Origin of the sequence: Peribacillus sp. NPDC096448 (assembly GCF_044762675.1) — a bacterium.
GTDB lineage: Bacteria > Bacillota > Bacilli > Bacillales > DSM-1321 > Peribacillus > Peribacillus frigoritolerans_B.
Genome location: NZ_JBIWEU010000002.1, coordinates 83085 through 97963 on the forward strand (window position 1 = coordinate 83085; position 14879 = coordinate 97963).

Below are 14879 nucleotides of genomic sequence, written 5' to 3' on the forward strand. Positions count from 1 at the left end.
CAGGAGTGTCGTAAATTTCTTCAATCCAATAAGGAATGCAGTAAAAAAACATTAAGGATAATTTAGTCTTGTTTTAAAATTAGGTAGAGCCCCATTTTGTCTACAATAGGATTCCGTTCCATTCGGAATCCTTTGAGACTGTAGACAAACTCGAGGAAAAGCGAGTTTGACTGCAGTTTTTTTATTTAGAAAACGTTCCAGTGGATTTCAGAAATCCGCTCCCTATCCGCCGACAGCCTGCCAAGCCTCCTCGCCTAGCGGCTGCGGTGTCTCGGCTAGCCAGTAATTCGGCAGGAGTGTCGCAAATTTCTTCAATCCAATAAGGAATGCAGTAAAAAACAACATTAAGTATAAACTAGTCTTGTTTTAAAATTAGGTAGAACCCCATTTTGTCCACAATAGGAGTCCAATCAATACGGAATCCTTTTTTATATGAACCGTGTTGGGAATTACCTTTCATTAAAAAGGGAATAGATCACATTAAAGCGAATAAAGTATTATGATAACTGCTTCCATGCACTTTCAGGAAGCAGATGCCGGGCGGTTTTTGGTACTGCTAATCAATGGCAGCCCTAAAGGCGGTAATCTTTTTTGTAGGGAGTGAGCAGCAGAGCGGGATATGAATATACGTGAATATTATCAGAAAACGAGCAATTCAAATTTTCATGCTTCTTGGATATCTCTTCTTTTGGCTGTTGTATTTTTCATTTGCCATATTTTTGCAATGATACCGGGCAATATATTATTGATAACGTTTCCTTTTATTTTCTTTAGCATTGCCCAATTTGTCAGCCATCGTATATATGAAAATAGAATGAAGGAATTGCCTGATCAACACATCGGGACGAATACCGGGTTATTAAAAAATGAACATGTTTTATTGACTTTTATGCCGGCACCGACATTGCGACTGCTTCTCTTTGCGCCTGATGGGTCACTAATGGGCGAGGTACGGGATTTGAATATGAAGTGGTTCATGTGGATGATTCCCAATTTCTTGTCGATGCTATTGGCGAAGAGGTATGAACTGGTGGACCATGAGGGGCGTTTGCTGGCTAAGTACCATATCAAAAGGGGGCTTTTCAATAAAATGACGATCATGGATGATCGGGGCGGCATTATTGGATCGTATCAAGAAAATCCGTCATTCGTGAAGATCAATGGAATGATCTATAAGGAAGACGGTACGGAATGGATGCCGATTGAAACGCCGGGAAGTGTGAATTCTTTTGAGATTGTCACAAAAGACGGGGAAAAGATCGTTTCATACCAAGAAGGCTGGATGCCTTTGGAGTGGGGGACACGATTCAAGACAAATACACCCATACTATCTTTTTCATCAAATGTTGCTGAAATTCCTAAAATCATCGTATTTGGGTTCTGTGCAGCCACACTGAATCATCGTTCAAATTGACTATGGTTACCCTTTAGCAAATCTTTTAAATATTTGATATAATATTAGAGAGCTACATAGATTAATAATACATATTAAAAAGGTGGTAATTATGAGTTTACTTAATGAGATTCTTGATTATAATGAACAGTTTGTTGAAAAAGGTGAATATGTAAAGTATAGAACGGATAAGTTTCCTGAGAAACGTATGGTCATCATAAGCTGTATGGACACTCGGCTCGTTGAACTATTGCCAAAATCCTTGAATGTCAAAAATGGCGATGTCAAAATCCTGAAGACTGCCGGGGCAATCGTCTCCCACCCATTCGGAAGTGTCATGCGGAGTATCCTTGTTGCTATTTATGAGCTAAAGGCAGATGAAGTATTGGTCATACCTCACCATGACTGCGGGATGGCATCAGTCGATGCCGATTCTGTAATGGACAAGATGATAGAACGTGATATACCAAAGAGCACCATCGATACACTGGGGGCTGCAGGAATCGATATCCGCAGTTGGCTTCGCGGATTTGATGATGTTTATGAAAGTTGTAAGAACAGCGTGGAAGTGATTAAAGGACATCCTTTGATCCCTAAAAACATTCCTGTACATGGTCTAATCATATCGCCTGATACAGGGAAGCTGGAATTGGTAGTCGATGGGTATTCGGAAGTACAAAAATAATATATTCATCGAGGCTGTCGGGATCATTTCCGGCAGTTTTTTTCAATTTTTTATCATTACTATTTATTTTTATCCTTTTTTTTGTTAAAATCGCCAAGTGTAGTTTGTCACTAATACAAACGGGTGGGCGAGGGATAAATTTAATAAGGATACAACATGAAGAAATTAAACTTGGAAACGTTTTTTCATTTTTCCGACTATGGAACGAATGGAAAACGTGAAATCCTTGCTGGAGTGGTCGGCTATTTTACGATAGTCTATATTCTCATCGTGAATTCCCTGATTTTATCGGAAGCGGGCATACCGATTAATGGTGCGGTGATTGCCACGATTCTTTTATCAGCTATAAGCTGTGTCATGATAGGGCTTTGGGCGAATGTCCCAATCCTTCTCGTTCCAGGAATGGGCGTTAATGCCTTATTTGCTTATACCATGGTTCAAGGAATGGGTCTATCTTGGCAATCGGCTCTTGGTGCTGTTTTTATCTCGGGGGTAATTTTTGTAATCATCGCTTTTACAAAATACTCTAAGTTAATCAGTGATTCGATTCCAGGTTCGATAAAAGAAGCCATATCTGTTGGTCTTGGCTTATTCTTGATGCTGATCGGACTTGAAAAGGGCGGGATAATCACAAGAGGTTCATCATCAATCGTCGCACTGGGAGATTTAAGCGATCCAGCGGTGTGTGCAACGGTGTTGACCTTTTTACTGGCAATCACGCTGTTCATCAAGAATGTCCCCGGTAATTTCATGATTACCATCCTGGCAGGCAGCCTCATTGCCTATTGGTTCGGAACGGTTCAACTATCGGAAATCCATTTTTCAGGCGTAAACACAGCTTCCTACGGCGATCTCTTCTTTTCATTATCGTTCTTGGAAGCGAACCGGATTGAATTCTGGATAAGTGTATTTGCGATGACGATGGTTCTTGTTTTTGAAAACATTGGTCTTGTGCACGGGCATGTAGACAGCATAAACCGCCAGGATGCCTATAAAAAGTCGCTGCAGGCGACAAGTGTGTCCGTTCTGTTTTCAGGTATATTCGGTTCGAGTCCTACCGTTGCTACAGTTGAAACGGCAGCAGGAATCGCATCAGGAGGCAGGACAGGTTTTACTTCGGTGGTGACGGGCGTGCTATTCATTCTATCACTGCTATTTATACCGGTGATTAAAGTAATCCCTGATAGCGCCATTGCCCCCATCTTAATTATCATTGGCATTTTAATGCTCGGAAATATAAAAAAGCTGGATTTCAGCGATTTAACCGAGAGCATACCTGCAATCATGATCATTACGATCATTCCTTTCACTTACAGTATTGCCGATGGAATGGCATTCGGTTTCATCCTGTACCCGTTCTTGAAGCTTGTAACCGGAAAAGCGAGAGAAGTGTCAGCACCGATGTATGTAAGTGCCGGAATGTTTATCGTCTATTTCATCATCGGTATGATCGGTTAATAATTCAAAAAAGCGGTTGGTATGAGTTAATTCTTATTCCAACCGCTTTTCTAATGGGTTTTTCGTCGAAAAAATGGATTAATTGTGATTTACGCGATGACACATCCATCTTGAAAATGCTATGATATAGAATATTAAAAAAATGATAAATGACAAGCAGCATATTAGAGGATGTGACAGGATGATTATTGAAGGTTTAAAAAGCCATGGTTCAGGAAATGATTTCTTGATCATTGATGAATTGACTACGACCCTGACGTTTACTGAAGAAGAGCGGGAAAATTTCGCGAAGGCCCTATGCAATAGGGAAAGGCTTGGAGCGGATGGTATTTTGTTCGTAATGAAAAGTGAACATGCTGATTGCCGGATGCGTGTCTTTAATGCGGATGGATCGGAAGCCTCAATGTGCGGTAATGGACTTCGCTGTGTGGCACGTTACGCGAATGACGTTCTTGGGCTCGATAAAATGATCGTGGAAACCATGAAGGCAAATCTGCTCGTGGAAAAAACGGAAGATATTTATGAGGGGATTCCGACTTTCAAGGTGGAAATTTCCCCGGTAAGTTTTAATGTGAGGGATCTACCTCTTGTATTGGCTAAAGAACAGCTGCAAAACGAAACATTGCCGGAACTGCATGATACCCTATTATTTTCGGCATTGGCGGTTCCTAATCCACATTTGATCTCACTTGTCGATAGTGATGTTTTACAAAGTGATTTGCAGGAAAAACTTTCAACAAAGGTCAATCAACCGAATGAGCTTTTCCCTGATGGTGTCAATGTCAGCTTTGTGAAAGAGCTGGAACCAGGGAGCATTTATGTGAGGACATTCGAACGTGGAGTAGGCTTCACGAATGCATGTGGAACGGCGATGTCGGCTTCTAGCCTAGTAACATGCTCTGTTGGGTTAAACGAGTTGGAAAGTGCAATATCTGTCTACAATAACGGCGGAAAAGTTAAATGCGTAGTCCACCATGATGAAGAAAGCCAAACGTATTCAATTGATTTAATCGGAAATGCAACCTATGAATTCAAGGTATCGATTGAAATTGACTTAGATCAGCCTGAAAAATTTGAAATGCTTGAAAAAGAGGATTTTGAATTGGAAACAAGCTTATATGCCAAGCTGCAGGATGAAGTGCAAGGTTATTTGAAAACAAAATTATAAAGAAAATTTTAAACTGCAGGCGAACTCGAAAAAAAGCGAGTTTGCCTGCAGTTTTTTTATAAATTGCAGTGGATTTCAGAAATCCGCCCCCTTTCCGCCAACTGTCTGCCAAGCCTCCTCGGATCAAGAGCCTGTGGGGTCCCGGCTAGCCAATTATTCGGCAGGAGTGTCGCAAATTTCTTCAGTCCATTAAAGATTATAGTAAAAAAATATGAAGGGTAACCTAGTCTTAAACATTATTCGGGATGAGACTAGCCTACATTTTTTTTAAAAAAAGAAACGTCCCAGTTGATTGGAATGTAAGGTACGAGACTCCTGCGGGAAAAGCGTGGCCAAGGGAGGCCCCGCAGGTGAGCGCCGAGGAGGCTCCCGGACCGCCCGCGGAAAGCGAGTGCCTGGAGTGGAAATCAACGATCAGAATTACTAACCTTCAAAAAAACGTTGGGTTAATTTCAGAAATCCGCTCCCTAACCGCCCTACTGTCTGCCAAGCCGCATCAAATCAAAGCCTGCCAGCGGAAAGAGAGTCCACGGAGGCACCTTTCCATTTTACCAATTAGTTATGGGTCTTTTTTTGTTTAAGGAACGACAATACTTCCAAAAAGGCTGGTCCATTATCCACCAGTCGGTAATCCATAAATGCACACCCGCTCCTTTTTATTCTGTTTGGTATGGTTTCAATCGTAAAGTCCTTTAACTGGAGACTTTCGTTCACTTCCTCCCAAAACAAAGGAGTAGCTACACCAGCGAAAGAATTTCCCCGTGGGGAATAAGGCAGAATGATGGTTTTTCCTTCACTATGCTGCACAAAGTCCAAGTAAAGTCGATTCTGCCGATTTATTTTCATTCTTTCCGTTGTAAAATCATTCGGATTGGAACTTGTTAAGTAGTCACCGAGAAAGTCGGTGAATATGCGTGTCTCCTGATAAGTAAATCTGTCTTCAGGCAGAGGGATGTGAATTTGCAGTCCTTTGTTACCTGAAGTTTTTACAAAAGCTTTAATCCTTAATGATTCCATCACCTTTTTTATTTCCTGTGCAGCCTTTACCGCAAAGGAGAAATATTCGATGGAAGGAGGATCCAAGTCCAGGACGATTTCGTCGGGTCTTGTTTTACCGGCTTTCTGAAATGGTGCATGAAATTCCAATGCAAGTTGATTACCAAACCAAAGAAGGGTTTCAATGTCGTTACAGAGCATATACTCGATATCCTCATCCATGAACGTTTTAATAAAGTCCGGGGCATAATCAGGTTTGTTTTTTTGGAAAAACCTTTCTTTATCCAAAGTGCCATGAGGATAGCGGATCGTTGTAAGAAGCTTATCCTTCAAAAAGGGTAAGAAGAAAGCTGAAACCTCCCTTAAATAATGAAGGTATTCAACTTTTACCACCTGTTTACCTCCTGTTATCCAAAGCGGTTTATCCCTGGAAGTTATTTGTACAGTATCTGGAAATGTATATTGCCCTAGCACGAATTTCTCCCAGGTACATTCGTCGGGAGACGTTTGTAAAAGCCATTGCGAAAACTGGGGTTCACGTAATTCATTTTCCTCATATACGTGTAAGAATTGAACTTCAATGCAAATGGATGGATGGATATAAAAAAATTGTGCGTCTTCGTCTGATGCATTTTGCTTGATCAATTGATGCAATATACTTTTATCTCGAGCACTCAGTCCATTTTTGACACTTCCGATTTTCGTTACGGCACCTTCTTTGAAAACTGCGAGGGACACGTAGCCATTTTCTTTGTGCAATGCTGTAATGAAACAAGAAACGGTCTTCCAATTTTTCACCTTAATCCAAGTTGTTGTACGTCTTCCTTCTTGCCAAACACCTCGAATTTCCTTGGCGACAACCCCTTCGCCATCTAACAGGGTGACCTTCTTCAAAGCATTATCCAAAACGTCAAAACTCTCAATTAATTGTATCAATGCCTTATCGTTGGGATCAGGAGGCATAGGAAGACCGAGTTTTTCCCCCATATTCAACATCAATTCCCTTCGTTCCACCATTGGTTTAGCTGCTACGTCTTTTCCGCTGATGCGAAGCAGGTCAAACGCTATAAACCGACATGGGGAAAAACGGGCATTTTCTGAAATTAAGGATTGTTTCCCTAGGCGTCCTCTCCACTGTATTTGAAAAAAGTCCGCTTTCGCCTGATTGGTAAGCCAGACCAATTCTCCATCTAACTGAAGCGGGAGATAATCTTCCAGGTCCAGATCTTTGATGTAAGCAATGATTTCTGGGAATTGAGTTGATAACTCCTTCTCATTCCGACTCGAAATGCTTATGGTATCGGTGTCTATTGTTAAAATAGCCCTAAAGCCGTCATATTTGACTTCATAACGCCAATCGTTGGATTTGGGGGCTTCAGGGTAATAGGTAGGCAGCATCGGTTTCATTTTTGTATTTACCTCCGCAAATAATTGATAACATTATTTTGCCAAAAAAACGTAGTGTTAGAGTTGGCAATTGTTTTTTCGGTTTTTTTTTAACAAAGGGGAATAATAAAATTGTTCTTCTCATTAAAAATAAGTTATGAGGTGACGAATATGCATACGATGTGGAAGGGAAGCATATCATTCGGTTTGGTGAACATTCCGATAAAACTTCATGCTGCAACGGAGGATAAGGATATTTCTTTGAGGACGTTGCATAAGGAATGCCATTCACCGATTAAATACGAAAAGGTTTGTCCGGTATGCGAGAAAGAAGTGGGGAAGGATGATATAGTCCGCGCTTTTGAGTATACAAAGGGAAAGTTTGTTGTATTGGAAGACAATGAACTAGAACAACTGAAAAAACAAAACGAAGAAAAAGCCGTGGAAATCGTGGATTTCGTTAAAATTGAAGAAATAGATCCTATTTATTTTAACCGGAGTTATTACATGTCCCCAAATGACGGGGGGATAAAAGCTTATTCCCTTTTGAGGCAGGCCCTCAAGGAATCGAATAAGGTAGGTTTGGCGAAAATCATCATTCGCTCCAAAGAGCAAATGGCGGTAATCCGAGTCGTTGATAATACCCTGGTTATGGAAACGATTCATTATCCGGATGAAGTCCGCTCCACAGCGGATGTTCCGAATATCCCTGCCAATGATACCATTGTAAAAAAAGAAATCGATACTGCCGTATTATTGATAGATCAATTAACGACTACCTTCGATCCGACAAAATACACCGATGACTATCGAACCGCGTTACTAGAATTGATTGAATCAAAGAAAACGGGACAGACGACGATTACAGCGAAAACAAAAGAACCAGTTTCCAACAATGTAACCGATTTAATGGAGGCATTACAGGCATCCATAGACCGTACAAAACATGATGAACCGGTAAAGAAAAAGACGACCAGAAAGAAAGCGGCACCGAAAAAAAAGAAACAAGCGTAAACAGGAAGCTGAGCGGAAGACGCATGATGTCGCTCGGCTTTCTGCTTGTTTTTGCAAGGAATCAGGCTTCTAATAAGGAAATGATAGGGACCTGCCAGGGAGGAAGGAAGGTGCGAACAGTTAAGTCGATCAGGACGCAAGAAACTGAATGGGATTAAAAGAAAAAAATGGAAGTGAATGAAAGCAAAAAAAATTCGCTCCCTAAAGAGCGACAATGAGGAATTCAATCATGAAAATCAACATATAGGCGAACGGTTGTAGTTTTCGACTATATATTGTGTTCATATTCTACCATATTTAATTCTGAAATAGCAACAAAATTACTGAAACTAACCTATGAATTTTTCTGGAAATCAATGATATTTTGCCCATTTCATGCACATTTGGCTTTTTCATTTCATATACATATAAAAAGTTACAGAATAAAATGGATTTTTAGTATAATTTATACATACAGGGTTATTTAAATTAAATATGAATGGAAGATGCAAAATGGAAAATGGAAAAATCAAATCACTTCATGCGGGAAAGCCGAAACATGAAATTTATTCGAATATCGATATCTTTTCAGCCATGAATAAACAAGCACAGGATAATCTGACAGTGACTAAAGCAGGCATAATCGGTGATGGCGTGGGTAATGTAAAGTTCCATGGAGGTCCTGATCGGGCTTTGTGCTTTTACCCATTTGAGCATTATTCATTATGGAATGAAAAATTCTCTAAAAAGCTGGATATCCCTGCATTCGGTGAAAATTTAACCATAGTGGGGATGAAGGAAGAAACAACTTATATCGGCGATATTTATCAAATAGGCGATGTGATTGTTCAAATTAACCAGGGGAGGATACCTTGTTCGACCATTTCCCACTTCAATCAAGAACCTAAGTTTTTGGAACTCGTGCTGAAAACGGGTTTCACTGGTTATTTTGCAAGAGTACTTCGAGAAGGAACGATAAATAAACAAAACGAGATCGTGCTAATAGATCGTTTGCAAGGAAAAATTTCAGTTCATTATGCAGCAGATGTCATCCTTCATAAACGAGATGGCCTGGAAGGCGCTAAGGCTTTACTTACACTAGACTCGTTAGCGGAAGACTGGAAACAAAGGATCTTGAAGAGGGTTGAAGCTGCATAAGATTGAATGAATTTTGCAAAAGTGAAAAAAATGTCGATCAGGTATTGAAATTGACAGATTATTAATGTAAATTAAATATAATCAAATTTTGAAATCTTGTGAAAATTATATAATTGGATCTTATCGAGAGAGGTGGAGGGACTGGCCCGAAGAAACCTCAGCAACCAGCTTAGGCAAAGGTGCTAAATCCAGCAAGCAGAGCTTGATAGATGAGGAGAATGTTTCAATAAACCTTCTTCTTTGAGAAGGTTTTTTTCCTTTTCTCTCATACTCATAGACTACGACAAAAACAGGATTGTTTTTGAGAGAGGGTGTAATGATGAATTTTCGTAAAGAAGTGAAAGAAAGAATGCTGGTTGGGGAAGGGGCAATGGGGACCCTACTGTACTCTAATGGCATCGATCAATGTTATGAGGAATTAAACTGCACAAACCCAGATCAAATAGAGTCCATCCATCGTGCTTATCTGGAAGCTGGTGCAGATATCCTTCAATCGAATACTTACGGAGCCAGTTTCAGCAAATTGAAACGGTATGGACTGGAAGATGAAGTGAGCAGAATCAATCGCCAGGGAGTCATTCTTGCTAAAAAAGCGGCAAAAGGAAAGGCATACGTCTTCGGTACCATAGGGGCACAGCGGAGTATCAGGAAATCGGATTTAAGCTTGGAAGAGATAAAACGGGGTTTTCGTGAACAGCTATACAGTCTGTTGATGGAAAACCCTGATGGGATTCTCTTGGAAACATTTTATGACCTGGAAGAACTGGAAACCGTCCTGCAAATCGTTAAAAATGAAACTGGACTGCCGATCATCGCCAATGTCTCGATGCATGAACTGGGCAATCTTCAAAATGGAATCCATTTAAATGAAGCCTTTCAAAAACTCGAGCAATTGGGAGCCGATGTGGTTGGTGTGAATTGCCGTCTTGGTCCACATCATATGATTCGGGCCTTGGAAGAAGTGAGTTTGCCAAAGCAAGCATCGATTGCCATATACCCTAATGCCAGCCTGCCGGATTATGTCGATGGAAGGCTCGTCTATAAAGCTGTGCCGGAATATTTCGGTTCCAGTGCCCTGGAACTTCGTAAGCAAGGTGCCGCAATCATAGGCGGGTGCTGTGGAACGACTCCACTGCACATTCAAGCTGTAAAGAATGCGATTGGAAGTTTGGTTCCAGTAAAATATAAATATACGAAATCCCGCGAAATAGAAAAAATTGAAGTGAGCGTTAGAGAATTGGAACTTCCCCTGTACGAAAAGGCCAAAACAGAAAGGACGATTCTTGTTGAGCTTGATCCACCGAAAAAGTTGGGAATAGAGAGCTTCATGACTGGTGCTGAGGTTTTGAAAAAAGCAGGGGTCGATTCCATAACATTAGCGGATAATTCACTTGCCTCACCAAGGATAGCGAATGATGCACTGGCTAATTTACTGAAGAACCAATTGAATATAAAGCCGATGGTGCATATAACATGCCGTGATCGAAATTTGATTGGCCTGCAGTCACATTTAATGGGTCTGCAGACGGTGGGGCTGAACGAAATATTGATCATCACCGGAGATCCTTCAAAAATAGGGGACTTCCCGGGTGCCACTTCGGTTTATGATTTATCTTCCTTTGACCTGATAAGTATGGTCAAACAATTTAATGAAGGTCTTTCCTATTCCGGTCAAAGTTTGGGCCAACGGGCAAATTTTAAAATTGCGGCAGCTTTTAATCCTAATGTGAAATATCTGGATAAAGCCGTACTGAGGATGGAAAAGAAGATTGCCTGCGGTGCTCAATCCTTTTTGACACAGCCGATTTATTCCGTGGAGCAGGTCGAAGAAGTATATGAAGCTACAAAACATTTGGAAACCCCGATTTTCATCGGTATCATGCCGTTGACAAGCACCCGGAACGCCGAATTCATCCATAATGAGATCCCAGGCATCAAATTGCCTGATAATGTTAGAAGGGCCATGGCTTTAGCGGGGGATGACCCTGTAAAGTCAAGGATTGAAGGGGTGAATATCGCGCGGGAACTGGTGGACGCGGCAAGGGAAAAATTCAAGGGCATATATTTAATCACTCCGTTCCTTCGCTATGAAATGACGGCTGAACTTACAAAATATATTAGAAAAGTCGATAGTAAACAGACATCAGAGGTGGAAAGTACATGAATAAAAAAGCGATTCAAGATCAGTTGAATTCTAAGATTCTCCTTCTTGACGGAGCGATGGGAACGATGCTTCAAGCGGAGAATTTAACGGCAGCGGATTTTGGCGGGGAACAATTCGAGGGCTGCAATGAATATTTATCACTGACGCAACCGGAAATCATCCAATCCATTCATGAAAAATATTTAGCAGCGGGTGCAGACATCATTGAAACAAATACCTTCGGAGCGACCAGCATCGTTCTTGAGGAGTACCAAATAAGCACAATCGCCTACAAGCTAAATAAAATTTCAGCTGAGCTTGCCGTTAAAGCTTGTGAAAAGTATTCCAATGATGAATGGCCAAGATATGTAGCTGGCTCGATGGGTCCCACTACAAAAACGCTTTCCGTAACGGGCGGAACGACTTTTGATGTTTTAACAGATTCTTATGAAGAGCAGGCACTGGGTCTCTTGGATGGCGGGGTAGACTTGCTGTTGGTGGAAACCTGTCAGGATATGCTTAATGTCAAGGCTGCCTTTTCTGGAATCAAAGCAGCATTCGCTAAAACTGGAAAAGATGTGCCTGTCATCATATCAGGAACAATCGAACCGATGGGCACGACACTTGCCGGCCAGTCCATAGAAGCTTTTTATTTATCGGTTGAACATATGAAGCCCGTAGCCGTCGGCCTTAATTGTGCAACAGGGCCGGAATTCATGATAGACCATATCAGGACACTTGCAGATATATCAAATAGCGCCATCAGCTGTTATCCGAATGCCGGGCTCCCTGATGAAGAAGGCCACTATCATGAATCACCTACTTCCCTGGCAGAGAAAATGAAGCAATTTGCCGATAAGGGATGGGTCAATATCATTGGCGGATGTTGTGGTACGACACCAGAACATATTAAAGAACTTTCCAGGGTACTCGAAGGCATGAAGCCCCGTACAATTACGGAAACTGCCCATGGCCATGCCGTATCAGGCATAGAGCCGCTAATTTATGATGATTCAATGCGTCCTTTATTCGTAGGGGAGAGAACGAATGTTATCGGTTCCCGAAAATTCAAGGAGCTTATACGTGGAAAGCATTACGAGCCAGCTGCCGAAATTGCACGTAACCAGGTAAAAAAAGGCGCCCATGTCATTGATATCTGTCTTGCTGATCCTGATGGGGATGAGCTTGGCGACATGAAGGAATTTGTAGAAGAGGTCGTCAAAAAAGTGAAAGTCCCATTGGTCATCGATACTACGGATGAAGTCGTACTTGAACAGGCATTAAAACATTCACAAGGAAAATCGATCATTAATTCCATAAACCTTGAAGATGGTGAAGAGCGCTTTGAAAAAATAGTCCCCTTAGTCCATCAATATGGTGCTGCCGTTGTCGTAGGAACCATTGATGAAATTGGGATGGCCGTCGATGCTGAACGGAAATTGGAAGTGGCTACACGGTCTGTGGATTTGCTCGTCAATAAGTACGGTCTAAACAAAAATGACATCATTTTTGATCCGCTGGTATTTCCTGTAGGCACAGGGGATGAACAATATATTGGATCTGCATTGGAGACGGTTAATGGAATAAAGGCGATTAAAGAAAAGTTTCCGGAATGCTTAACGATACTTGGGATTTCCAACGTTTCTTTCGGTCTGCCGGCGAGGGGAAGGGAAATATTAAATGCCGTTTTCCTTTACCATTGTACAAAAGCGGGTCTCGATTATGCTATCGTGAATACAGAAAAACTTGAACGTTTCGCCTTGATACCGGAAGAGGAAGTGAAATTGGCTGAGGCACTCCTGTTTGAGACTTCAACTGAAACCTTAGCGATTTTTACCGAATTTTATCGTGGAAAAAAAGCGGAGAAGAAGGATAATGGTGTGATCCTGCCATTGGACGAACGTCTAGGTAACTATATTATCGAAGGAACGAAAGAAGGATTGATTGATGATTTAAATGAAGCGATAGAGCGCGGTGATACCCCATTGGAAATCATCAATGGACCCTTGATGGATGGCATGAGTGAAGTGGGTCGGCTGTTCAATGACAACCAACTAATTGTCGCAGAGGTGCTTCAGAGTGCTGAAGCGATGAAGGCGGCTGTAGCTCACCTTGAACCACTTATGGAAAACTCTGAAGATAGTGCAAAGAAAGGGAAAATCCTGTTGGCGACTGTCAAGGGAGATGTGCATGATATCGGGAAAAACCTAGTGGATATCATCCTATCCAATAATGGCTATGAAGTCATTGATTTGGGAATAAAGGTCGCACCGCAACAAATCATTGAAGAGGTTCGAAAACATGAGCCAACCATCATTGGCCTATCTGGGTTACTTGTCAAATCTGCACAGCAAATGGTTTTAACCGCTCAGGATTTAAGGCAAGCGGGAATAGATACCCCAATTTTAGTTGGAGGGGCAGCATTATCCCGTAAATTCACCGATTTTAAAATATCACCTGAATATGAAGGGCCGGTTTTATATTCCAAAGATGCGATGGATGGTTTGGCTGTAACGAATATTTTACATGACGCTGACAAAAAAGTCCTGTACTTGGAAGAGTTGGTCAAGAAACGAGAAAGATCGAAAGCGAATGCCGCCATTGCTGCCACGATGGAAAAACCTGTTCGTAAGCAGTCCACAGCGGCACCTTTAAGCGATGCTCCTGTTCAAAAACCGCGTGACATCAAACGTCACGTCCTGAAAAACTATCCATTGGATGTCGTCCAGCCATATATAAATAGGCAAATGCTGATTGGTCATCATTTGGGGTTAAAAGGCAAAGTTTCCGAGTTGCTAAAGCAAGGGAATGAAAAAGCAGTGCAGCTCAATGATCTCGTTGATGAATTGATCGAATTCCTAAAGACGGAACCGGATTATGGTTTGAATGCGGTTTATCAATTTTTCCCTGCTCAAAGCGAAGGAGATAAGCTATTTATATACAACCCGGACAATCATCATGAGGTTTTGGAAACTTTCGACTTTCCCCGGCAAGATACGAATCCGCATCTTTGTTTAGCGGACTTCGCTAAACCGATCTCCTCCGGGCAAATGGATTATGTTGGTTTCTTCCTGGTCACTGCCGGAAAAGGCATCAGGAAATGGGCAGAAAAACTGAAGCTTGAAGGTGATTTCTTAAAAAATCACGCCCTTCAATCACTTGCTCTCGAAACAGCCGAAGGGTTCGCGGAAAGAATTCATCAATTGATGCGGGATGATTTAGGTATAAGCGATCCGATTGATATGTCCATGAAAGAGCGGTTTGCCGCTAAGTACACCGGGCAAAGGTTTTCATTTGGTTATCCTGCTTGCCCTAATCTGGAAGACCAGGAGAAGCTATTCCGCCTGTTGCAACCTCAAGATATTGGTGTGGAATTGACTGAAGGATACATGATGGAACCTGAGGCTTCCGTTTCAGCCATTGTTTTTGCACATCCTGAAGCACGTTACTTTAATGTCGATCGATAACTTCATTTAATAAAGGCAGCGGTATTTTTTAC

General features: G+C 41.6%; 10 protein-coding genes and 1 riboswitch. Of the genes, 8 read left to right on the forward strand and 2 right to left on the reverse strand.

Annotated features, from left to right (window positions below):
* Positions 1-222: 222 nt before the first annotated feature.
* A complete protein-coding gene (locus ACIQ0C_RS04340) occupies positions 223-345 on the reverse strand; it encodes a hypothetical protein (RefSeq protein ID WP_403057305.1) in 123 nt (40 codons plus the stop codon).
* A gap of 274 nt (positions 346-619) precedes the next feature.
* Here ACIQ0C_RS04340 and ACIQ0C_RS04345 point away from each other — a divergent pair, with 274 nt between their 5' ends.
* The 4 genes from ACIQ0C_RS04345 to dapF all read left to right on the forward strand — a co-directional run bounded on the left by ACIQ0C_RS04345 (position 620) and on the right by dapF (position 4704).
* Complete coding sequence (locus ACIQ0C_RS04345; RefSeq protein ID WP_403057308.1) at positions 620-1414, forward strand: hypothetical protein; 795 nt, start codon at positions 620-622, stop codon at positions 1412-1414.
* A gap of 91 nt (positions 1415-1505) precedes the next feature.
* Positions 1506-2078 (forward strand): beta-class carbonic anhydrase, encoded by a 573-nt coding sequence (locus ACIQ0C_RS04350; protein WP_402837751.1) that lies wholly within the window; start codon positions 1506-1508, stop codon positions 2076-2078.
* Positions 2079-2234: 156 nt separating this feature from the next.
* Positions 2235-3536 (forward strand): NCS2 family permease, encoded by a 1302-nt coding sequence (locus ACIQ0C_RS04355; protein WP_403057311.1) that lies wholly within the window; start codon positions 2235-2237, stop codon positions 3534-3536.
* A 181-nt stretch (positions 3537-3717) separates the two neighbouring features.
* Positions 3718-4704, forward strand: coding sequence for a diaminopimelate epimerase (dapF, locus tag ACIQ0C_RS04360; RefSeq protein ID WP_403057314.1), 987 nt, complete (start codon positions 3718-3720; stop codon positions 4702-4704).
* 555 nt (positions 4705-5259) lie between these two features.
* Here the strand turns inward: dapF and ligD are convergent.
* Complete coding sequence (gene ligD, locus ACIQ0C_RS04365; protein WP_403057317.1) at positions 5260-7107, reverse strand: DNA ligase D; 1848 nt, start codon at positions 7105-7107, stop codon at positions 5260-5262.
* 150 nt (positions 7108-7257) lie between these two features.
* Between ligD and ku the strand changes: the two genes are divergently transcribed.
* The 4 genes from ku (at position 7258) to metH (ending at position 14847) form a co-directional block, all read left to right on the forward strand.
* Positions 7258-8100, forward strand: coding sequence for a non-homologous end joining protein Ku (gene ku / locus ACIQ0C_RS04370; RefSeq protein ID WP_403057320.1), 843 nt, complete (start codon positions 7258-7260; stop codon positions 8098-8100).
* Between the two features lie 492 nt (positions 8101-8592).
* Positions 8593-9237, forward strand: coding sequence for an MOSC domain-containing protein (locus tag ACIQ0C_RS04375; protein ID WP_403057323.1), 645 nt, complete (start codon positions 8593-8595; stop codon positions 9235-9237).
* A gap of 117 nt (positions 9238-9354) precedes the next feature.
* Positions 9355-9453: riboswitch (SAM riboswitch) on the forward strand.
* Positions 9454-9556: 103 nt separating this feature from the next.
* Positions 9557-11401 carry a bifunctional homocysteine S-methyltransferase/methylenetetrahydrofolate reductase gene (locus tag ACIQ0C_RS04380; protein ID WP_403058064.1) on the forward strand — a complete coding sequence of 615 codons (1845 nt, stop codon included), beginning with the start codon at positions 9557-9559 and terminating at the stop codon, positions 11399-11401.
* Positions 11398-14847, forward strand: coding sequence for a methionine synthase (gene metH / locus ACIQ0C_RS04385; RefSeq protein ID WP_403057326.1), 3450 nt, complete (start codon positions 11398-11400; stop codon positions 14845-14847). The genes ACIQ0C_RS04380 and metH overlap by 4 nt, the downstream gene beginning before the upstream one ends.
* Positions 14848-14879 lie beyond the last annotated feature (32 nt).

Excerpts from the sequence above, each read along its gene's own strand:
- ku (WP_403057320.1), top strand. The coding sequence starts at position 7,258 with ATGCATACGATGTGGAAGGGAAGCATATCATTCGGTTTGGTGAACATT.
- ACIQ0C_RS04375 (WP_403057323.1), top strand. The coding sequence starts at position 8,593 with ATGGAAAATGGAAAAATCAAATCACTTCATGCGGGAAAGCCGAAACAT.
- dapF (WP_403057314.1), top strand. The coding sequence starts at position 3,718 with ATGATTATTGAAGGTTTAAAAAGCCATGGTTCAGGAAATGATTTCTTG.
- metH (WP_403057326.1), top strand. The coding sequence starts at position 11,398 with ATGAATAAAAAAGCGATTCAAGATCAGTTGAATTCTAAGATTCTCCTT.
- ligD (WP_403057317.1), bottom strand. The coding sequence starts at position 7,107 with ATGAAACCGATGCTGCCTACCTATTACCCTGAAGCCCCCAAATCCAAC.
- ACIQ0C_RS04350 (WP_402837751.1), top strand. The coding sequence starts at position 1,506 with ATGAGTTTACTTAATGAGATTCTTGATTATAATGAACAGTTTGTTGAA.
- ACIQ0C_RS04355 (WP_403057311.1), top strand. The coding sequence starts at position 2,235 with ATGAAGAAATTAAACTTGGAAACGTTTTTTCATTTTTCCGACTATGGA.
- ACIQ0C_RS04345 (WP_403057308.1), top strand. The coding sequence starts at position 620 with ATGAATATACGTGAATATTATCAGAAAACGAGCAATTCAAATTTTCAT.
- ACIQ0C_RS04380 (WP_403058064.1), top strand. The coding sequence starts at position 9,557 with ATGAATTTTCGTAAAGAAGTGAAAGAAAGAATGCTGGTTGGGGAAGGG.
- ACIQ0C_RS04340 (WP_403057305.1), bottom strand. The coding sequence starts at position 345 with ATGTTGTTTTTTACTGCATTCCTTATTGGATTGAAGAAATTTGCGACA.